Origin of the sequence: Arcanobacterium urinimassiliense (assembly GCF_900119495.1) — a bacterium.
Taxonomy (GTDB): Bacteria; Actinomycetota; Actinomycetes; order Actinomycetales; family Actinomycetaceae; genus Arcanobacterium_A; species Arcanobacterium_A urinimassiliense.
On sequence record NZ_LT632435.1, the window covers coordinates 900,654 to 920,331 of the forward strand.

At 47.7% G+C, this 19,678-nt stretch carries 20 protein-coding genes, 1 tRNA gene and 1 pseudogene; 14 read left to right on the top strand and 8 right to left on the bottom strand.

Annotated features, from left to right (window positions below; genetic code table 11):
* Positions 1 to 15 precede the first annotated feature (15 nt).
* The 10 genes from BQ7117_RS04055 (at position 16) to BQ7117_RS04100 (ending at position 9,115) form a co-directional block, all read left to right on the top strand.
* The gene (locus BQ7117_RS04055; protein WP_073996316.1) at positions 16 to 732 is read left to right on the top strand and encodes an NUDIX domain-containing protein; all 717 of its coding nucleotides are present in this window, start codon (positions 16 to 18) and stop codon (positions 730 to 732) included.
* Positions 733 to 836: 104 nt separating this feature from the next.
* A complete protein-coding gene (locus BQ7117_RS04060; RefSeq protein WP_073996317.1) occupies positions 837 to 1,529 on the top strand; it encodes a helix-turn-helix transcriptional regulator in 693 nt (230 codons plus the stop codon).
* A gap of 153 nt (positions 1,530 to 1,682) precedes the next feature.
* A complete protein-coding gene (sufB, locus tag BQ7117_RS04065) occupies positions 1,683 to 3,125 on the top strand; it encodes a Fe-S cluster assembly protein SufB (protein WP_073996318.1) in 1,443 nt (480 codons plus the stop codon).
* A 1-nt stretch (position 3,126) separates the two neighbouring features.
* A complete protein-coding gene (gene sufD / locus BQ7117_RS04070; protein ID WP_073996319.1) occupies positions 3,127 to 4,290 on the top strand; it encodes a Fe-S cluster assembly protein SufD in 1,164 nt (387 codons plus the stop codon).
* Positions 4,283 to 4,609, top strand: coding sequence for a Rieske (2Fe-2S) protein (locus BQ7117_RS04075; RefSeq protein ID WP_073996321.1), 327 nt, complete (start codon positions 4,283 to 4,285; stop codon positions 4,607 to 4,609). The genes sufD and BQ7117_RS04075 overlap by 8 nt, the downstream gene beginning before the upstream one ends.
* 17 nt (positions 4,610 to 4,626) lie before the next feature.
* Positions 4,627 to 5,376, top strand: a complete 750-nt coding sequence (sufC, locus tag BQ7117_RS04080; RefSeq protein WP_073996322.1) for a Fe-S cluster assembly ATPase SufC — start codon at positions 4,627 to 4,629, stop codon at positions 5,374 to 5,376.
* On the top strand, positions 5,366 to 6,670 hold the full coding sequence (locus tag BQ7117_RS04085; protein ID WP_073996323.1) for a cysteine desulfurase: 1,305 nt from the start codon (positions 5,366 to 5,368) through the stop codon (positions 6,668 to 6,670). Before sufC ends, BQ7117_RS04085 begins: the two co-directional genes overlap by 11 nt.
* On the top strand, positions 6,667 to 7,137 hold the full coding sequence (gene sufU / locus BQ7117_RS04090) for a Fe-S cluster assembly sulfur transfer protein SufU (protein ID WP_073996324.1): 471 nt from the start codon (positions 6,667 to 6,669) through the stop codon (positions 7,135 to 7,137). Before BQ7117_RS04085 ends, sufU begins: the two co-directional genes overlap by 4 nt.
* Positions 7,130 to 7,468, top strand: a complete 339-nt coding sequence (locus tag BQ7117_RS04095; RefSeq protein WP_073996326.1) for a metal-sulfur cluster assembly factor — start codon at positions 7,130 to 7,132, stop codon at positions 7,466 to 7,468. Before sufU ends, BQ7117_RS04095 begins: the two co-directional genes overlap by 8 nt.
* A gap of 36 nt (positions 7,469 to 7,504) precedes the next feature.
* On the top strand, positions 7,505 to 9,115 hold the full coding sequence (locus BQ7117_RS04100; RefSeq protein ID WP_073996327.1) for an ABC-F family ATP-binding cassette domain-containing protein: 1,611 nt from the start codon (positions 7,505 to 7,507) through the stop codon (positions 9,113 to 9,115).
* Here BQ7117_RS04100 and BQ7117_RS04105 read toward each other — a convergent pair.
* Genes BQ7117_RS04105 through glgC form a run of 3 tightly spaced genes read right to left on the bottom strand, consistent with a single transcriptional unit; the run spans position 9,088 to position 11,552 of the window.
* The gene (locus BQ7117_RS04105; RefSeq protein ID WP_073996329.1) at positions 9,088 to 9,357 is read right to left on the bottom strand and encodes a DUF6767 domain-containing protein; all 270 of its coding nucleotides are present in this window, start codon (positions 9,355 to 9,357) and stop codon (positions 9,088 to 9,090) included. The genes BQ7117_RS04100 and BQ7117_RS04105 overlap by 28 nt on opposite strands.
* Positions 9,354 to 10,268 (bottom strand): phosphoserine phosphatase SerB, encoded by a 915-nt coding sequence (gene serB, locus BQ7117_RS04110; protein ID WP_084789883.1) that lies wholly within the window; start codon positions 10,266 to 10,268, stop codon positions 9,354 to 9,356. Before serB ends, BQ7117_RS04105 begins: the two co-directional genes overlap by 4 nt.
* Before the next feature lie 39 nt (positions 10,269 to 10,307).
* Positions 10,308 to 11,552: a glucose-1-phosphate adenylyltransferase gene (glgC, locus tag BQ7117_RS04115; RefSeq protein ID WP_073996330.1), complete on the bottom strand. Its 1,245-nt coding sequence runs from the start codon at positions 11,550 to 11,552 to the stop codon at positions 10,308 to 10,310.
* A gap of 218 nt (positions 11,553 to 11,770) precedes the next feature.
* Between glgC and glgA the strand changes: the two genes are divergently transcribed.
* The gene (gene glgA / locus BQ7117_RS04120) at positions 11,771 to 12,994 is read left to right on the top strand and encodes a glycogen synthase (RefSeq protein ID WP_073996332.1); all 1,224 of its coding nucleotides are present in this window, start codon (positions 11,771 to 11,773) and stop codon (positions 12,992 to 12,994) included.
* Positions 12,995 to 13,882, top strand: a complete 888-nt coding sequence (locus BQ7117_RS04125) for a TrmH family RNA methyltransferase (RefSeq protein WP_237563050.1) — start codon at positions 12,995 to 12,997, stop codon at positions 13,880 to 13,882.
* A gap of 53 nt (positions 13,883 to 13,935) precedes the next feature.
* Here BQ7117_RS04125 and BQ7117_RS04130 read toward each other — a convergent pair whose 3' ends face one another.
* On the bottom strand, positions 13,936 to 14,247 hold the full coding sequence (locus BQ7117_RS04130; RefSeq protein ID WP_073996333.1) for a helix-turn-helix domain-containing protein: 312 nt from the start codon (positions 14,245 to 14,247) through the stop codon (positions 13,936 to 13,938).
* 53 nt (positions 14,248 to 14,300) lie between these two features.
* Positions 14,301 to 14,777, bottom strand: coding sequence for a tRNA (cytidine(34)-2'-O)-methyltransferase (locus BQ7117_RS04135; RefSeq protein ID WP_073996334.1), 477 nt, complete (start codon positions 14,775 to 14,777; stop codon positions 14,301 to 14,303).
* An 80-nt stretch (positions 14,778 to 14,857) separates the two neighbouring features.
* Here BQ7117_RS04135 and BQ7117_RS04140 point away from each other — a divergent pair, with 80 nt between their 5' ends.
* Complete coding sequence (locus tag BQ7117_RS04140) at positions 14,858 to 15,370, top strand: hypothetical protein (RefSeq protein ID WP_073996335.1); 513 nt, start codon at positions 14,858 to 14,860, stop codon at positions 15,368 to 15,370.
* Between the two features lie 239 nt (positions 15,371 to 15,609).
* On the opposite strand, the gene BQ7117_RS04145 is transcribed toward BQ7117_RS04140, so the two are convergent.
* A tRNA-Leu gene (locus BQ7117_RS04145) sits at positions 15,610 to 15,695 on the bottom strand.
* A 188-nt stretch (positions 15,696 to 15,883) separates the two neighbouring features.
* Between BQ7117_RS04145 and BQ7117_RS04150 the strand changes: the two are divergent.
* Positions 15,884 to 16,333 (top strand): annotated as a pseudogene (locus BQ7117_RS04150) (pyrophosphohydrolase domain-containing protein); the annotation flags it as partial.
* A 150-nt stretch (positions 16,334 to 16,483) separates the two neighbouring features.
* Here the strand turns inward: BQ7117_RS04150 and BQ7117_RS04155 are convergent.
* Positions 16,484 to 18,088 (bottom strand): InlB B-repeat-containing protein, encoded by a 1,605-nt coding sequence (locus tag BQ7117_RS04155; protein WP_073996336.1) that lies wholly within the window; start codon positions 18,086 to 18,088, stop codon positions 16,484 to 16,486.
* A 149-nt stretch (positions 18,089 to 18,237) separates the two neighbouring features.
* On the bottom strand, positions 18,238 to 19,674 hold the full coding sequence (locus tag BQ7117_RS04160; RefSeq protein ID WP_073996337.1) for an alanine/glycine:cation symporter family protein: 1,437 nt from the start codon (positions 19,672 to 19,674) through the stop codon (positions 18,238 to 18,240).
* Positions 19,675 to 19,678 lie beyond the last annotated feature (4 nt).

Sequence of the window (19,678 nt, forward strand, 5' to 3'; positions counted from 1 at the left end):
ATCGGGAGATAGATAATGTGGAAAGAAAACGAATCGGCACTGGCTGCGGATTTATGCGATATAGATGCTCCAGCGCATGTGCAAATAGTAGCTAGTAAAGAGTGCTTTCGCAGTCCTATCTTCACTATCTATGATGACGATATTGAATTTGCTTCTGGCGATAAGGTAAAGCGGCAATATATGCAACATGCAAATGCAGTAGCAGTAGTGGCTCTTCGCGCTCAAGATGTGCAGGAGAAGGACGCAGGAGAACCGAGACGCGCTCGAGAAGACGCTCGAGAAAGCACAACAAAATCGGAATATGTGAGTGAAAAGAATTGGGAAGTGCTACTTATTCGCCAATATCGCCACGCTCCCCGGCGGCTTTTTTGGGAAATTCCTGCTGGTTTATGTGATGTAGCTGGTGAGCATCCGGAGCAAAGTGCCCAGCGGGAATTACTGGAAGAAGCAGACGTCAAAGCTACCTATTGGGAAAAACTGGTTTCTTTTTATGCCTCTCCTGGTTGCTCCACTGAACGTCTAGATATCTATCTGGCGAGTGGCATAGTAGAGGCGGCGGCTGAAAATACTTTTGTGCGCGAAGCAGAAGAACGAGAAATTTATTGCCGGTGGTTTCCACTTCCGCAAGTGCAAGAGCAAATTCGCCGCGGCGCTTTAACGAGTCCCACCTTAGTGACGGGAATTTTAGCTTTGGGAGATTTCTTAGCCACGGGGAAATCTCCGCAACTGTGAGTATGTATATTTTCAATACTTCCGACTTGCGTAATTGCAATAAAGAAAGGAAAATGTTACTTAAAGGGTAAAGGGAAAATTTAGCACTTTGCAAAGGGGGAGCAGTGGAAAAAGAAATCCCAAGCACGTGCGAGCAAATTCTGCATTTAATTATTGAACGCGGTCCTATTACTCCTGGAGAATTGGCAAAATTACTGGTGTTGACGCCGGCAGCAGTGCGGCGGCATATTTCGGTTTTAGTGCGCGATGGGCATATCGAGGTATACGAAGGGCACAATCATCGGCGAAAAGATCGGGGGCGGCCTTCCCGCCGCTACGTGGCTACTACGCGCGGACAGGCGCAGCTAGAAGAAGGCTATGCCGATATGGCTACGGAAGCTTTGCGATTTATTAATAAACGCCTCGGTGAAAAAGGGGTAAATGAATTCATTGAGCAGCAGGTGGCGAGTATAGAAGAACGCTACGGCGAAGTATTAGCAGCGGCGGGAAGTAACCCAGTAGAGCGGGCTAAAGTGCTCGCTCGCGCCTTAGATAAAGACGGATTCATGACCACTCTACGCCGGGGTGGACCTTTTGGAATGGCGCTTCAGCTCTGCCAAGGGCATTGCCCGGTGCAAGATGTGGCAGAAGAGTTTCCGGCACTCTGTGAAGCAGAAACACAGGTATTTTCCCGTTTATTGGGAGTGCCAATTCAGCGTTTAGCTACTTTAGCGGGTGGTGAGCACGTATGTACCACCAGCATTCCAATTGGTGATCCACAGATGCTCCGCGCGCGGCTAGGGGCGAAGAAAATATGAGAGAGAATCGCTGAGTATTAGATAGGCGATAGTGAATAGATAGCAGTAGATAAGCGATAACAAGTAGACGATAGTAGATAGCGGTAAAGCTAGGAACAGTAATGCGGGTATTCCGCGGGAAAATGATGATGAGAGAGCTGAGGTAATCAGTAAATGGCGCAAACGACACCAGGGAAGAGAGAAACTCTTACCCAGGAAGAAACGATTGCTGCTTTTGATAAAAAGTATGAATTCGGGTGGCACGATAGTGATATTGCGGGAGCTAGCGCGCAGCGTGGCTTGAGCGAAGCAGTGGTGCGCGATATATCTCGGCAAAAGCAAGAGCCGGAGTGGATGCTGAAGAAACGGCTGCGAGCTTTGCAGCTGTTTATGCGCCGCCCGCTTCCTACCTGGGGAGCAGATCTTTCCGGCATAGATTTCGATTCTATTAAGTATTACGTGAAATCTACTGAAAATATCGCAAATAATTGGGAAGATTTACCCTCGGATATCAAGAAAACCTATGATCGGCTCGGAATTCCGGAAGCAGAAAAAGAACGGCTTGTAGCCGGAGTAGCCGCGCAGTATGAATCAGAAGTGGTATATCACCAGATTCAAGAAGATTTAGCCCGGCAAGGCGTAGTATTTCTCGATACTGATTCTGGCTTACGTGAATATCCAGAAATTTTTGCAGAATACTTCGGGAAAGCCGTGCCGCTTGGAGATAATAAATTTGCTTCCTTAAATTCTGCTGTTTGGTCGGGTGGATCGTTCATCTATGTACCGAAAGGAGTGCACGTAGAGATACCACTCCAAGCGTATTTCCGAATGAATACTGAAAATCTCGGGCAATTTGAACGCACCCTGATTATTGCTGATGAAGGTTCCTACGTGCATTATGTAGAAGGCTGTACAGCTCCTATTTATAAATCAGATTCATTGCATGCGGCAATAGTAGAAATTTTTGTGAAAAAAGATGCGCGCGTGCGCTATACAACCATTCAAAATTGGTCGAGTAACGTGCTTAATTTAGTTACTCAGCGCGCCATAGTGGAGGAAGGCGCCACTATGGAATGGGTAGATGGAAATATTGGTTCGAAACTCAATATGAAATATCCAGCTTGTTATTTGGTAGGACCGCATGCGAAAGGGGAAGCGCTTTCTATGGCTTTCGCCGGAGCTGGGCAGCATCAAGACACCGGAGCAAAAATGGTGCATATGGCTCCGCATACCTCCTCTTCTATCGTCTCTAAATCGGTATCACGCGGTGGAGGCCGTTCTTCCTATCGCGGCTTGGTACAGGTAAATGAAGATGCACATCACGCAAAATCAAATGTACTTTGCGATGCTTTGCTCGTAGATTCCATTTCGCGTTCTGATACCTACCCATATGTGGATGTGCGGGTAGATGATGTAGAAATGGGGCATGAGGCCACCGTATCGAAAGTTTCTGAAGATCAACTTTTCTACTTGATGAGTAGGGGTATGACGGAGACAGAAGCTATGGCTATGATTGTACGCGGCTTTATTGAGCCAATTGCTCGCGAATTACCTATGGAGTATGCCTTAGAGTTAAACCGCTTGGTAGAGCTGCAAATGGAAGGATCGGTTGGCTGAAATGACGCAAAAAAATAAGTTTTCTTCTTCTCGTGCGGACCGGCCACTCTCATTCAAGTCTGCTGATTTCCCGCTTCCGCAAGGAAATGAAGAAGAATGGCGTTTCGCTCCTTTAGAGCGAATTTCCGAGTTCTTTGATTCAGATATTGCGGGTGCTCCTCCACAGATAACACTACATGCGCAGCAAGCGGAGCAAATTGTGGAAGAAGATCTACCCCGCAACGATGCTCGCTTGGGGAAGCTAATGCCTCCGGAAGATAAATTAGGGGCTTTAGCTTGGGAATCTTTTTCTACTGCGCGGGCGATTACCGTAAAAGAAAACGCCGTTCTGGATAATGAAGTAGTAGTCGATATAAAAGGGCAAGCGAACGGGGATAATTCTGCTCTACCGGCCGCCCTGCAGCTGCTGATTACGGCCGAAAAATTTTCCCAAAGCACCATCGTGCTTAACCACAGTGGAAGCGCCAAGCTGACTTCCGGAGTGGAAGTGATGGTGGAAGAAGGAGCACAGCTAGTTTTAGTTTCTATCCAGGATTGGGATAGTGATGCAAAGCAGGCACTTTCTTATCGGGTGCGCGTGGGAAGAAATGCTACTTTCCGGCACATAGTAGTTACGCTAGGTGGAGATATCGTACGCATTACCACTTCTGTGGAGTATGCAGATACGGGCGGAGATGTAGATTTGCTAGGTGCTTATTTTGTAGATGCTCGCCAGCATTTTGAACATCATCTATTTATTGATCACAACCAGCCAGATTGCCGTTCTCATGCCACTTATAAAGGAGCGCTGCAAGGGGAGTCGGCACATTCAGTTTGGATAGGTGACGTGCTGATTCGCCCGCAAGCTACCGGCACTGATACCTATGAATTGAATCGTAATTTAATTTTGACGCGAGGTGCTGCGGCCGATTCGGTACCGAATTTGGAAATAGAAACTGGCGAAATTGTCGGAGCGGGGCACGCCTCCGCGACGGGCCGTTTTGATGATGAGCAGCTTTTCTACCTCAAATCACGCGGTATTCCGGAAGCAGAAGCGCGCCGGCTCGTGGTGCGCGGCTTTTTTGCGGAGCTGATTAATAAAATAGGGGTGCCTTCGGTAGAAGCGAAACTCTTAGCAGCTATTGAAGAAGAACTGGCTCTAACCATGGGAGTGAGCAATGGTTGAAAAACTTTGTAGTGTAGCCGATTTGGCGCCCGGAGAAGTGAAAGGATTTCAAGTAGCAAACCGAAGCGGAAAATTGGTGGATATTGCGTTGGTGCACAGCGAGAGCGGCAAATGGTATGCCTTGGCTGATAAATGTTCGCACGGCCGGATAAAACTATCTACCGGTTTCGTAGAAGGAGAATGTTTAGAATGTGAATGGCATGGATCGCGTTTTTCTTTAGAGAGCGGCCAACCTCTGAATCCGCCGGCTTCTCGCCCGGTGGCTACTTATTCCTTAGAAATTATTGATCAAGCAATCTACGTCAACTTAGATAATTAAAGAGAAAAGAAACTACAGTGGCTAATTTAGAAATTAAAAACTTGCATGTATCCGTCACTACCTCGGAAGGGGATAAACCCATCCTCAAAGGAGTGAATCTAAAGATTAATGATGGAGAGATTCACGCCATTATGGGGCCGAATGGATCGGGAAAATCTACTCTGGCTTATTCGATTGCTGGGCATCCTAAATATCAAATTACTTCCGGGCAGGTATTGCTCGACGGAGAAGACATCGTGCCTCTGAGTGCAGATGAGCGGGCACGAAAAGGTCTCTTTTTAGCTATGCAGTATCCGGTAGAAGTGCCGGGAGTATCGGTGGCTAATTTTCTGCGCACCGCCCGTACCGCGATTGATGGGAAAGCTCCTAATCTGCGTGCTTGGGTAAAAGAAATGCGCCAAGCGATGCAGAGATTAAAGATTGATGCCGATTTTGCAGAGCGCGACGTAAACTACGGATTTTCTGGCGGGGAAAAGAAGCGTTTAGAAGTGCTGCAGCTCGAGCTATTGCAGCCTAAGTTCGCGGTATTAGATGAGACTGATTCGGGCCTCGACGTGGATGCGCTGCGTTTAGTGGCAGAAGGCGTGAATCGCGTACATGCCCAAAATGGTAACGGCGTGCTTTTGGTAACGCACTATACGCGAATTCTGCGCTATATTAAACCAGATTTCGTGCACGTATTTGTAGATGGGCAAGTGGCAAAATCCGGAGGACCAGAACTAGCTGACCAGTTAGAAGAACACGGGTATGCGGAGTATGAAAACTGAGAAGATGCTGGCGGAAAATTTTCCGCAGATGCCGGTAGAGCGGGCAGATTTTCCGATTTTACAGCGGCAAATGCGGGGAGGAAAACCGCTTATTTATTTAGATTCTGCTGCCACGGCGCAAAAGCCGCAGCTGGTATTGGATACGGTAAATGCGCAAGAAACTCTGCACAATGGAGCAGTGAAAAGAGGAGCGCATGAGCTGGCGGAAGAATCTACTACTGCCTATGAAGATGCGCGGCAAAAAGTAGCGGATTTTGTGGGAGCGGACGCAGCAGAGATAATTTGGACAAAAAATTCTACTGAGTCGCTCAACTTGCTTGCTTATTCGTTCGGTAATGCCAGTTGTGGGCGGCAGCTGCCCAATGCAAAGCATAATTTTGCTCTCGGCGCGGGGGATAACATAGTAATTACGCGGGCTGAGCACCATGCCAATTTAGTACCCTGGCAAGAGTTATGCCAGCGCACGGGTGCGGAATTGCGCTGGTTAGATTTAGACGCAGCTGGGCGTATCGATTTAGCGACGGCTTCCGTAATTGATTGTAATACGAAAGTATTGGCTTTTACGCATGTATCTAATGTGACGGGAGCTATTTCTCCCGTGGCAGAGTTAACTGCTCTGGGGCATAAAAATGGGGCAGTAGTGGTCTTAGATGCCTGCCAATCGGTGCCGCATATGCCTATCAACTTTCAAAGTCTCGATATTGATTTTGCAGCTTTTTCCGGCCATAAAATGGGTGCTCCTACTGGTATTGGCGCCCTCTATGGAAAAGCAGAACTATTAGCTGATTTGCCGCCCTTCCTCTGCGGAGGATCCATGATAAAGCAGGTGAGCATGGAAATCAGCACTTATGCAGATCCGCCGGAGAGATTCGAAGCAGGTACCCAACCAGTGGCCCAAGTAGTTGGATTTGGGGCGGCGGTAGATTATTTGCAAAAAGCGGGTATGGAAAATATCGCCGCCTACGAGGAAGCACTTACTGCTTACGCCTTGCCACGGATGCAAGAAATCCCCGGAGTGCGAATTCTGGGGCCAGCATCGGCAGAAAACCGCATAGGAGCTATCTCTTTTGCAGTGGCTGGAGTGCACCCACACGACGTAGGGCAAGTATTAGATTCCTATGGGATTGCAGTGCGGGTGGGGCATCACTGTGCACAACCTCTACATCGGCATTTTGGGGTGTGGGCTTCTAGCCGGATTTCTTTTGCCCCTTATAATACGGTAGAAGAGATAGATATATTTTTAACAGCGCTTGCCGAAGTGCGTAAATTTTTCGGAATTGAGGATATTAAATGAGCGGTTTAGATCAGCTCTATCAGCAGATTATTCTCGATGCGGCGCGGGAGCGCTACGGAGAAGGAAGTCTGGAAAATCCAGATGGGGAATCTTTCCAAGTGAATCCTACCTGCGGCGACCAAGTAAAAATGCAGGTACAACTTTCGGAAGATGGTTCCCGTATTTCTCATATTGCGTGGGAAGGGCATGGTTGCTCGATATCGCAGGCTTCTATCTCGATTATGACGGAAATGCTCGAAGGTTTAGAAATAGCGGAAGTAGAAAAAATCTATAACGTTTTCCGGGAGATGATGGATAATCGGGGGCATGATATTTCTGCTGCAGACAGTGAACTTTTAGATGCTGCAGCGGCGTTTCAGGGAGTTTCTAAGTTTCCGGCTCGTATAAAATGCGCTTTGCTGGGGTGGATGGCACTTCTCGATGCGACTACCCAAGCAACCGCGCAGGAAGGAAAAAACCATGAGTGAGCAGCTGAATAATACGGCAGAAAATCCTGCCACTATTGCCGATATTGAAGAAGCCTTGCGCGATGTAATAGATCCGGAGTTAGGGATTAATATCGTAGATTTAGGCTTACTCTATGGAGTAACTTTCGATGGAAAAGTAGCCATTGCCGATATGACTCTTACTTCTGCTGCTTGCCCACTCACAGATGTAATTGAAGAGCAATCGAAGCTAGCAGTAGCGGGTCTAGTAGAAGAATTGCGCATTAATTGGGTGTGGTTACCGCCGTGGGGGCCAGATCGAATTACCGAATCGGGGCGGGAGCAGCTGCGGGCGCTAGGTTTTAATGTCTAATTTTTCCCTCACTACTTCTCTCGCTAAGATATCTCTGTGATTAGTGCGCAAGAATTATCGCTACGTATAGGGGCGCGTCCGCTCTTGAAGGCAGCCAATCTGCATGTAGATAAAGGGCAAAAGATTGGATTAGTGGGGCGCAACGGAGCTGGTAAAACTACTTTATTGCGATTACTCGGCGGCGAGAATCCACCAGAGAGTTTAGAATATGGCGGGAAAATTTTTCGCCGCGGCACTATCGGATATCTTCCCCAAGATACGCGTGCGGGAGAGAGTGCCGCCACCGCCGGAGAACGGGTGCTTTCCGCGCGGGGAATTGCAGAGAAAATTCGCCGTATCCGCAAAGCAGAGCGCGATATGTCTACTTTAGAGGGTAATCGCCAGCAAAAAGCTATGGAGCGCTATGTGCGCCTAGATGCAGAGTTCACAGCGGCCGGGGGATGGGCAGCTCATGCCGAAGCAGCACAAATTATGGCGGCATTGGGGCTAGAGCAAGATATATTAAATTCTCCTTTGGGTACGCTTTCCGGTGGGCAACGCCGCCGAGTTGAATTAGCGCGGGTGCTTTTTTCGAAAGCAGATACGCTTCTCCTAGATGAGCCCACCAACCATTTAGATCATGATTCTATTCTCTGGCTGCAAGATTGGTTAGCGAGTTACAACGGCGGGTGCATAATTATTTCCCATTCCGTCGATCTGCTGCGAGGTACTGCCAATCAAATTTGGTTTTTTGATAGTCGGCGAGCTGCTATAGATGTCTATGCTATGGGCTGGGATGCCTATCTTCGGCAACGGCAAGTCGATGAAAAACGCCGGCAGCGGGAGCGGAAAAATGCGCAGAAAAAAGCTGCTGCGCTGCTGGCACAAGCCGATAAAATGCGCTATAAAGCTACGAAAGCGGTGGCGGCGCAAAATATGGAAGCGCGGGCGCGGGGATTGCTGGCGGAGGTAGCAGAAGAAACTCCCGAAGAAAGAGTGGCGGCTCTGCGTTTCCCAACCCCGGCTCCGTGTGGAAGAGTGCCGCTCGAAGGAAAAAATTTGGCGAAAAAATATGGAGAAAAAGAAATTTTTTCCGGATTAGATTTAGCTATTGATCGCGGTGGGCGAGTAGTGGTGTTGGGGCTAAATGGAGCGGGGAAAACTACTCTCTTAAAATTACTATCCGGAAAGATTGCTCCTAGTGACGGAGAAGTCATCTATGGCAAGGGGGCCCGCATCGGATATTACGCGCAAGAGCACGAAAGTATTGATGACGATTTGACCGTGCTAGAAAATATGCTGCAAGTGGCTCCGCCGCTTTCTGATACCCAATTGCGGAGCGTATTGGGCTCTTTTCTTTTTTCGGGTGCAGAAGTGGAGAAAAAAGCCGGGGTGCTTTCTGGGGGAGAAAAGACGCGCCTCGCGCTAGCTATGTTGGTAGTATCCGGAGCGAATGTGCTGCTTCTTGATGAACCAACTAATAATTTAGATCCAGCTTCACGGGCGGAAATTTTGAAAGCCCTACAGCTTTACGAGGGCGCTATAATTTTGGTTACCCATGATGAGGGAGCAGTCGCGGCTCTTGATCCGCAACGAGTATTGTTGCTTCCCGATGGAGAAGAAGACCTCTGGTCGGCAGATTACTTAGAACTTATATCTTTAGCTTGAGCGCTTTGGCGGGTTTGAGCGGCTTGGCGAGCTTGGCGTTTTTGCGCTAAATATTTTTTGCGCTGCTCTGCCCAGAGTTTGCGCAATTCAGGGTCGCTCATCACCAAAGCTACCGTCTGGCAATCTTCTGGTCCGCTTACATAGGCTTGGCAGAGTGTGCACGGTTCCCCGAAACGCAGCGGGCATTCCGGTTGGTTAAAATGCCCACGGGTGGGGCGGCCGCTTCGGGAAGGGAGAGTCACGGTATATCCCATCCGCACAGGGCGGCGAGTGCATCGAGCCGGCGAAAAGGAAGTGCGGTATCTGCATGCTCATTTACCAGAGGTTTAGCGCAGAATGCTACCCCGTAGCCAGCTGCATCCAGCATCTGTAAATCATTTGCTCCATCGCCCACTGCGAGAGTTAGCTGCAGATCTATATTTTCTGCTTTTGCCCACTTTTTTAATGCGACGGCTTTTGCCCGGGCGTCAATAATATCTCCACAAGTATTTCCTGTGAGTTTGCCGGCAGATTTTTCGAGATTATTGGCTAAGAAGTAATCAATCTGGCAGCGCTGAGCCAGACTTTCCACTATCTCCAGGAAGCCCCCGGAAACTAAAGCGAATTTTGCACCCTGAGCTCGCCCCGCAGCTAAGAGTTTTTCTACGCCGGGAGTGAAGCTGAGGAGAGGAAGAATATCGCTACAGACTTGGGCAGGTAAATCTTTTAACGCCGTTACCCGCTGGTGCAGCGATTTAGCGAAATCTAGTTCTCCCCGCATAGCGGCAGTGGTGATAGCGCGAATTTCTGCTTCTTTGCCGGCAAAACGAGCCAGTACTTCTATTACTTCTTCGTTGATGAAAGTAGAATCCACATCGCTGACGATGAGGCGCGGTCCGTGCTGCGCTAATTTACCAGTGAAAAAAGCGGCGGCGTTGCGGGAGCTGGAAGGTAATAAGTTCGAAATCTGGTGGTGGAGTTGTTGCGGGCGAGAGGTGGTGAAAGTAAAACTTTGGGCATAAAAATCGGGAGTATCGAGGTTACGCCCAGTTAAATTTCGAATATCCGGAGCTAAATCCCGCAGTTTTGCTTCCCAATTAATAGAAAAAGGGTCCAAAGATACGAGGGAGAAACGCACCGGCGTCTCTCCCTCGTAGTAATCCCATGTACTCATAGTAATAATTCTACTAGAGAAAACTTTCTTTACAGATTTTTATTTCTCTACGCGCATGCCTTTCGGCACTACTACGATTCCTCCCTCGCTTACGTGGAATCCGCGCTCTCTATCGTGCTCTAAATCCACGCCTAACTGGGCGCCTTCGTCTATCACGACGTTCTTATCCACGATGGCGTTTGCCACTATTGCATTTCTTCCGACTTTTACATTGTCGAAAAGTACTGAATTTCGTACCGAAGACCAAGAATTTACGCGGACGAAAGGAGAAAGCACGGAGCCCATTACTTCACCTCCAGAGATAATCACTCCCGGAGAAATTATGGAATCTAGTGCGTGCCCTAAGCGCTCGTGATGGCCATATACGAATTTTGCAGGTGGGAAACCGGTGTAACCGGTGAGAAGAGGCCATTCCCGATTGTAGAGATTGAAAATCGGGCTCACCGAAATAAGATCCATATTCGCTTCAAAGAAAGCGTCGATAGTACCTACATCGCGCCAATAGTTACAATCACGCTCGGTGGCACCCGGAATTTCGTTGAAGGTGAAGTCGTATACGCCGCAATCGCCGCGCTCTACGAAGGCCGGCACAATATTTCCGCCCATATCGTGGGCAGAACTATCGTCTTTTGCGTCTTCTTTGAGTGCTTCTACTAGGGCTTCGGTGGTGAATACATAATTTCCCATCGAAGCGAGAATTTCGTTAGGAGAATCTGGCAATCCTGTGCAGCTGGTCGGCTTCTCTAAAAATTCTCGTACTTTCTTTACGTCAGTGGGGTCAGTGTCGATTACGCCAAAAGCGCTGGAAAGTTCGAGTGGTTGGCGAATTCCCGCAATAGTGAGCCCGGCTCCACTTTCGACGTGCTGGGCAATCATCTGGGAAAAATCCATCCGGTAGATATTATCAGCGCCGGTAATTAAGACTATATCGGGTTTTTCATCTTCAATTACATTCATTGACTGGTAGACGGCATTAGCCGAGCCTAGAAACCAATCTTTACCTTTGCGCTGTTGTGCCGGTACCGGAGCAATATAGTTACCTAGCAGCGTAGACATCCGCCAAGTTTGAGCAATATGGCGGTCAAGTGAATGTGATTTATATTGAGTGAGCACTACCGTCTTTAAATATCCAGAATTGACTATATTTGAAAGTGCGAAATCAATTAATCGGTAAATACCGCCAAAAGGCACGGCGGGTTTTGCTCGATCGGCGGTCAGCGGCATGAGACGCTTTCCTTCTCCTCCGGCGAGCACAATTGCAAGTACATGGGGTTTCTTAGTCATACTTCAACCATACCCTAAAGCAGAAAAGAATAGGGTGCACGTCACAGATATTTTTCATTTTCTTTTTCGCTTTGCGTTTTTCGCTCCGTGCTTTTTCACCGCAGCTTCTATTTCTTAAAAATTAGCTTTTTCATTTTCGCTAATGCATACCTGCCCTTTTTCTAGTCGTATCACGTAAACTGAAGGAGTTGAGAGCAGGGATAACTTAGGAGAAGGCAATGAGAGTAGATTTATTGACTCGGGAATTTCCGCCTTTCGTTTACGGAGGTGCCGGAGTCCATGTGACGGAATTGGCTAAGGTTTTGAAAAACCATGCCGAAGTGCGAGTACATGCCTTCGATGGGCCGCGGCTAAAAGAAGAAGTTCCTGGCGTTAAAGTGCAGGGATATGATTATCCGCACGAGCTCGAAAAAGCTAATTCTGCTCTCCGCACTCTCGGAGTCGATTTACAAATGGCTAATGATTTGGCTGGGGCCGATATTGTGCACTCTCATACCTGGTATGCCAATATGGGCGGGCATATCGGAGCAATGCTACACGGTATTCCGCACGTAATTTCGGCACATTCCCTCGAGCCTCTGCGCCCGTGGAAACGCGAGCAATTAGGTGGGGGATATGAAGTCTCTTCGTGGGTGGAAAAGACTGCCTATGAAAATGCAGCCGGTATTGTGGCGGTATCGCATGCGATGCGTTCCGATATTTTACGATGCTATCCAGCAATCGATCCGGAACGAGTCCGCGTGATTCACAATGGTATCGATTTAGAAGATTGGAAAGCTCCGCAGAGCATAGCTGAGTGGGAAGAAGCGCGAAAGTATTTCACTACTTATGGTCTAAATCCGGATAAGCCAACTATCGTTTTCGTAGGGCGCATTACTCGGCAAAAAGGAGTGCCGGGATTGCTGCGGGCTTTGGCGCAGATACCAAGCGATATTCAAGTAATTCTCTGCGCAGGAGCTCCCGATACGCCGGAAATAGCAGAAGAAACTCGCCATTTAGTAGCTAATTTACAAAAAGAGCGTTCCGGAATTGTTTGGATTGAAGATCATTTGCCCCATGCACGTATTGTGCAGTTGGAAGCGTGCTCTACGGTATTCGTCACTCCTTCGATTTACGAACCGCTCGGAATAGTGAATTTAGAGGCGATGGCGGTGGGCTTGCCAGTAGTAGGGACGGCGACGGGAGGTATTCCTGATTGCATTGAAGACGGAGTTACTGGCACTTTAGTACCTATCGAACAGATGAATGACGGCACGGGTACACCGTTAAATCCGGATAAGTTTGAAAAAGATTTAGCGCAGGCGCTTACGGAGATGTGTGCCAATCCGCAACGAGCTAAAGAGATGGGGCAAGCGGGACGGAAACGGGTAGAAGAACATTTTGCCTGGGAAGCTATCGGCGAACGGACTATGGAATTTTACCGAGATATTCTTTCTCGATAAATGCTAAGAGAAGCAGAAGAATTCTCGATGCGCATCATAAATACCGAAATAGCGGATACGCGGTTAGCAGATTTTACTTTGCTCACCGATGTAGCCCTGCGGAAAAAGCTGGAAACTGAACGCGGTCTTTATTTGGCAGAAGGCTTGAAAGTAATTGCGCGGAGTTTAGCGGCGGGGCATGTGCCGCGTGCTATTCTATCTGCTCCGCGCTGGGTAGAAGGTATCGAAGAACTACTAGAAAAATCTGGTTATGCGGCGGCAGCGGTGCCAATTTTTGTAGTTTCGGAAGAGCAAACACAAGAGATTACTGGTTATCGTATTCATCGCGGAGCTTTAGCGGCGATGAACCGCCCGCAACTACCGGAAGTAGATACTTTCTTAGAGCAGTTGGCTGCGAAAAAAGGTCGGCGTATTATTTTTATACTCGAGGATTTGGTGGATCACACCAATGTGGGAGCAATTTTTCGCTCTGCAGCTGCGCTGGGGGTAGATGGAATTTTAGTGAGTCCATCGTGTGCGGATCCACTCTATCGACGTTCTGTAAAAGTATCTATGGGCAGCGTATTCCAAGTACCCTGGGCGCGGCTATCTACTTGGCCACGCAGCATAAAGCAGCTACAGGAAGCGGGCTGGATTACTGCTTCTTTAGCTCTCGATAAAGAAGCTATTTCGTTGCGAGATTTTGCTGCTCTTCCGGCGGTGGCGGCTCCAGCGGCGCGCATAGCTCTTATTCTCGGCACCGAAGGCGATGGCTTGAGCGGGCGCACAATAGCAGCTGGAGACTATAAAGTAATGATTCCGATGTGCCATGGAATAGATTCTCTAAACGTGGCGGCAGCAGGCGCATTAGCTGCTTGGGAATTGGTAGGAAGTGCGGGGGATAAATAACCCGCGGGTGTAGGAAGCTCCGGTAGTGTAGACAGCTTAGGTGGTTCGAGTACTTAGACAGAAGGTGGCGTTGGCGTCTCTTTTTCAGTAGCTTGCGCATAAAGATGGAGCGGTTCAGCGAGTAAATCTAGCAGTGAGCACTCCAGCACTTGGGCAACTTTCAAAAGAGTAAAAAGCTGCGGATTAAGAGGCCGATTACTTCTTCTATCTGAACGAGCCGATTCCATAAGTTGATAGTGATTGCGGTCAATGCCAGCTTCTAAAGCTATTTGTTCTTGCGTTTTTCCGATTAGTTTACGCTGCCGGCGCAGGGCCTGTGCCAAGGCGGAGGCGAGGATTTTTTCTGCTGGACTATAGGTGCTCACGTTACAATTATGGGGTATACACGGCTATTTGTGGGCGGGGTATACACGGTATTTTAAGATATTTCTGCGGATTGAAAAAAATCTAGTTGCCGCCAGGCTTCGTATAGGGCGATAGCAGCAGAGTTAGCTAAGTTTAAGGAACGCCGCGCCGGCAGCATCGGAATGCGGAGTAACTTCGTTATACGTGCATCATCTAATACTGCAGCAGGTAAACCGGTTGGTTCCGTGCCGAAGAGCAGTACATCTTCATCTTGATATTTTTCAGTGGCATAGGAATTGCGAGTATGAGAAGTAAAAGCAAAAATTCGGCGCTGATCTCCGAAATAGGATTTTGCTGCTTCCCAATTAGGGTGAATTTTTACTTTCGCTAAGTCGTGATAATCCAAGCCAGCTCGGCGGAGATGAGCATCAGAAAAATCGAAAGCAAGCGGCTCGATTAGGTGTAGGCATGCTCCGGTACAAGCCGCTAGACGGATCGCATTTCCGGTATTTCCCGGTATTTTTGGTTCATGGAATACTATATGCAGCACTTATTCAGGGTAACGCAAAAGCTACGTATATGCTTGTAGAATAAGAAGGGGAAACTGTGAAATTGAGAGGCGGAAATAAAATGTGGAATATGCGGGCACTTATAAGAATAGCTAGTATAGCTGGGCCAGCTCTTTTTAAAATACTGCGTAAATACGGGCCAGAGATACGAAAGTTGCTTGCCGAAAACCCAGATTTGCGCCAAAAACTCGAGAAAAGAATTCGCCGTACAGCGCAGAATAAGAAAACGCGCACAGGAGAAAATTTGGCCCAAAGGATAGCTATGTTGCGCGAGCAGACCACTTATCTCTACGCCTCCGCTAATACGCCGGAAATAGCGGCACAAGTGCGTTTTTGGCGCAGTGAGATTGGAGCTTTAGAGAATTCTCTTCCATTGCTTGCCGCAATGAGTGAAAAAAGACGCAAGGCTGAAGTAGCGCGGTTGCATGAGCGTTTAGATGATTTATCAGTGGCATTGCTGGATCTTACAATCAGTGATGATATTGAAGATGCTTGGAGCGGAGATATGCCAAAGCAAAATAGAGATGTGGAGGGCGATAAAAATGACGGAGGGGCAAGCAGCACAGGATACTAAATAAAAATAGGCGAGAGGGGTAAGCTTTGCGATTTATCGCAAACTCGTACAGATAACCTGAAAGAAGTTTTCTGCTGGATAAAATTTAATAAAAACTTTTTGGGACATATTTTTGATAGGAGATGTCCCAAAAATTTTTTCTGATTTCTGTTTCGTTGTCCCAAAAATGTCCCAAAAACGCGTTTTTCGGCATTTTGAAAATACCATTTTTCATTGGTATATCAAGGAAAAGTGGTTAGTGCGCGGAGGGGGACTTGAACCCCCACCCTCTAATACGAGGACTAGCACCTCAAGCTAGCGCGTCTGCCTATTCCGCCACCCGCGCAGGTGTATTTAAGCGACGGATAATAATTTATCATTACTTGCGGATACGCGCAATTTTGCAGTCACGCGCAGCTGTGATTTAAGGCAAATCTGGCTGTGTTTTCCCTCTGTGCGCCGCGAGAGCTATGATGGAAGAGAAATAAGTATGGAAGAGTACCTGTGCAGGATGAAGTGACTATGCGAAAATCAGATAAAGACCCGCGGCAACCGGAAGAATTAGTGCGGGAATTTCACGAAGTGTACGGCTTGCCAATTGTGCACGATAAGCCAAATGTAGATCGGGAACGAGTACATATGCGGATGCGGCTTATTGCAGAAGAATTTTCTGAATTAGTAGGGGCAGTGTATGGGAAAGCTGCTCGGCAGACTATAGAAACTGCTTTCCGCAAAGCAGTAGAAGAAGATGACGGTACTCGTGATACTGTCGAAACTGCCGATGCGCTGGGCGATTTGACGTATGTGATATACGGTATGGCCCTAGAAACCGGTATCCCGATGGTGGAAGTATTGGAGGAGATTCAGAATTCTAATCTTTCGAAACTGGGCGCAGATGGAAAGCCAATTTATCGAGAAGATGGGAAAGTACTAAAAGGTCCCGGATTTTTTTCTCCTGATATTGCGCGGGTACTGGGCTTGTAGGTATTGCCAAGGCGCCTGAAGCAATTTTGGAAATTTATCTAATATAAATTCTAAATAAATAGCGAGCGGGGAAGTGCTAGTAGCACTTCCCCGCTTACGTTATCTGTAGGGCAGTGAGTGGTAATTAAGACTCAAAACCCATAATTCTAGCTAGGCATTCTTATATGCTCTAGATTTGCGCAATGCGATTGCGCCTGCTCCGCTGAGCGTAAGGACAGCTCCGAGCAGGGCACTGCCAGCAAATCCAGTCTGGGGGAGCTGCGGTTTCTTCGCAGCAGCTGCCTTCACCGTTACCTTCGCTACCGCAGAGACACTCGCGCCATTTTTATCCGTAAGAGTAAATTTAATCTCATAGGTGCCGGGCTTAGCGTTGGAAAAATCTCCTGCGTCCACCTTTACCTGGTTTAGTAAATTCGGCCCATCCTGCGCATCTGCTGCTTTGGTGACTAGAGAAAGGAAGTCGAGGTTTTCCCCTGCCGTAATGGTGGCGTCCTTAACTTCTAATACCGGAGGAGTATTCGGTACATAGATGGGATACACAGCTAAATCTTGCATAACTGCGGTATCGGCGTTGAAAGCAACTCCGCTGCCATCTGCTTTGGTATTCCATTCTTTAAATACGTAGCCTTCTTTAGCCGGATTCGGGGCGGTAGGTAAAGTTTTCTCTAGACAGGTCGTGCCGTCACTGAGGCAGTTCTGGGCCAGAGAATGCTTGTAATATACCTGTATCGAAGTAAGTAAATCTGGATCTGCTCCATCTACGCTCTCTTTATAGAACTTCACTTCCGGAATTTTTTGATCCAAAATTACGGTAAATACGCGACCCTTAGCGAATTTAGTCATCGTATTTACGCTGTCATTTCCTACTTCCCACCTCAAATACTCGAAATTGCCTCTGTGAATTGTAATAGAGCTGAGCGGCATCACTTCACTTTTATTTGTCTCTTCGTCAGTATAGATATAGTGAAAACCGTTCGGCATATAGCCTTCGGATGCAAGCTTATCTAAATCCTGCGCGGGTGGAAGGGTCACTTTACTATCTTTGTCGATTGCCGTAATTAAATAATCCTGACCTTCTTTATACTTAGGATTAATGCCGGTTACTTTTCGGCCATCTACCATAATAAGGTCTTTAGCCACATCCGCATTCTTCGCATAAGCAATATTTAATACCTGCATATGGAAACGCACTTCGGCAATTGGATTAGTGTCTTCTTTTACATTCGTAGCAGAGGCGTGATCGGTACTTACCGTCATTACCTCACTTTTTTCCGCATCTTGTTTCCTTAGGTCAGATTTTAGAGCGGTAAACCACGTATGATAGCCAGAAGGAATAGTAGATTTATCTACTTGTATCGTATAGGCAGCGCCCTGGGGGTAGGGGCCAAGATATTTAGCGCCTGACCAGCGGTTTGATGCTCCTAGTGTCCCCTTGGTGGTTTCTATGAGCTTGCCATCTTCGTCATATACGTGAAAAGCAACATTATTCCAAATTTCTTTTACTTTTTCTTGAGTTGGATGGAAGCTGCCGTATACGCTCATGGTGGCATTTGCCCCAATAGTTTCGCGTGCGTGGTGGAATATGTCGTTGGTATCCCTATTGACGTATATTTCTGGAAGAACTTCTATACGCACTTGTTTAGATGAATCGTTTTCCTGCGCATTAGCTACTTGCATGGTGGTAAGTATTCCGAATCCAAGCAACATGAGCGTAGCTATTGCCCAAGTTATAGTTTTCTTTACACCTTTTTGCATTTCATATTCCCCTTAAAGGCTTTTATAGGAAAAGCCCTGTATGTTTGTGCAGTTATATGCTAACAAGTAAAGGGATGAGTAGAAAGTATAATTTTCAACTGTGAGGTAGAAGTTGAGATGAATGAGGTGAAAGGCGTGCGCGCAATAAATCAGTGCGCTTTACCGGCGTCGGCTCGCGTCCAGATAGATTCGGCAATCTCGCCCAGGAGATAAGTATTGCCTTCCGATACGAAAGCCGATTCACCGCCGCCTACTTCGTAATCCTTTAATAGCCCGAATGCCCACTTACTAAGCAGCAAAATAGCTATTAAATTGATAATAGACATGAAGAACATCGAAGTGTCGGCGAGCGTCCACACAAAGCTCAACTTCGTCACCGCTCCGATATAAGCAGCTGCTACAACTGTGAGACGCAGTAGCAAAGTAGCTTTCTGCGAGCGGGGGAAGAGGTAGTTCATATTTACTTCTGCATATACATAGTTTCCAATCAGAGTGGAGAAGCAGAAGAAGAAAATAAGTACCGTCATTACCGGTTCTACCCAGCTGCCGAGTGTGCTGGACATAGATTTAATGGTGAGGGCAGCTCCCTCAAGCTTAGATTCCTGCCCCGGAGTGTAGAGCCCCGAAACCAAGATTATAAAAGCCGTAGCTGAGCAAACCAGTATGGTATCTACAAATACGCCCATCGATTGGAGCAGACCTTGCCGAGCTGGGTGAATAGTGGTGGCGGTAGAGGCCGCGTTCGGAGCGGAACCCATACCGGCTTCATTTGAATAAAGACCGCGCTTCGTGCCATTGAGTAGGGCTGCTAAGAAACCACCTGCGGTACCAGCGGCAGCGGAGTCAAGCCCAAAGGCAGAGGCAAAGATGGAAGAAAATACCGGAATTATTTGATCGAAATGTATAAAGATTATTACTAGTGCTAAGAAACAGTAAACGAGCGCCATAAGCGGTGCCATTAGCTCAGTTACCTTAGCTACAGATTTAATTCCCCCGAGAATTACTACGGCGGTGATGATTGCCATGGCGATACCGGTGTAAATGGGGTTTACGCCGTAGGTGGATTTCAGGGTGTCGGCAAAAGTATTGGATTGTACGAACTCAAAAGCAATACCGTAGGTGAAAAGCAGGGAGATGGCGAAAGCAGCACCCCATTTCCACGATTTTAGGCCTTTCCAAATATAGTAAGCGGGACCGCCCCGGAAAGTGCCGTCGTACCAGGGTACTTTGAAAAGCTGCGCTAAGGCGGCTTCTACGAAGGCGGTGGCCATGCCAATGAGAGCTACTAGCCACATCCAGAATACGGCGCCGGGCCCACCCAAGACGATTGCGATTGCTACTCCCGCTATATTGCCAGTACCTACGCGGGCTGCTAAGCCCATGGCGAAGGCTTGGAAAGAAGAGATCTGGCCTTTTTCAGCATCACGAGAACCCGCTATTACTTTTAACATTTTTCCGAACAGCCGCACTTGGAGGGCACGGGAACGGAAAGTGAAATATAGGCCGGTGCCTACTAGTACGGGAATTAATATCCATTGATAGATGTAGTCGTTAAAAATGCCTAAAAAATTTGTAATAGCGTCCATAAGC

Coding starts and splice junctions, on each gene's coding strand:
- BQ7117_RS04055 (WP_073996316.1), top strand. CDS start 16: ATGTGGAAAGAAAACGAATCGGCACTGGCTGCGGATTTATGCGATATA.
- sufB (WP_073996318.1), top strand. CDS start 1,683: ATGGCGCAAACGACACCAGGGAAGAGAGAAACTCTTACCCAGGAAGAA.
- sufD (WP_073996319.1), top strand. CDS start 3,127: ATGACGCAAAAAAATAAGTTTTCTTCTTCTCGTGCGGACCGGCCACTC.
- BQ7117_RS04075 (WP_073996321.1), top strand. CDS start 4,283: ATGGTTGAAAAACTTTGTAGTGTAGCCGATTTGGCGCCCGGAGAAGTG.
- BQ7117_RS04085 (WP_073996323.1), top strand. CDS start 5,366: ATGAAAACTGAGAAGATGCTGGCGGAAAATTTTCCGCAGATGCCGGTA.
- sufU (WP_073996324.1), top strand. CDS start 6,667: ATGAGCGGTTTAGATCAGCTCTATCAGCAGATTATTCTCGATGCGGCG.
- BQ7117_RS04095 (WP_073996326.1), top strand. CDS start 7,130: ATGAGTGAGCAGCTGAATAATACGGCAGAAAATCCTGCCACTATTGCC.
- serB (WP_084789883.1), bottom strand. CDS start 10,268: ATGAGTACATGGGATTACTACGAGGGAGAGACGCCGGTGCGTTTCTCC.
- glgC (WP_073996330.1), bottom strand. CDS start 11,552: ATGACTAAGAAACCCCATGTACTTGCAATTGTGCTCGCCGGAGGAGAA.
- glgA (WP_073996332.1), top strand. CDS start 11,771: ATGAGAGTAGATTTATTGACTCGGGAATTTCCGCCTTTCGTTTACGGA.
- BQ7117_RS04125 (WP_237563050.1), top strand. CDS start 12,995: ATGCTAAGAGAAGCAGAAGAATTCTCGATGCGCATCATAAATACCGAA.
- BQ7117_RS04140 (WP_073996335.1), top strand. CDS start 14,858: ATGTGGAATATGCGGGCACTTATAAGAATAGCTAGTATAGCTGGGCCA.
- BQ7117_RS04155 (WP_073996336.1), bottom strand. CDS start 18,088: ATGCAAAAAGGTGTAAAGAAAACTATAACTTGGGCAATAGCTACGCTC.
- BQ7117_RS04160 (WP_073996337.1), bottom strand. CDS start 19,674: ATGGACGCTATTACAAATTTTTTAGGCATTTTTAACGACTACATCTAT.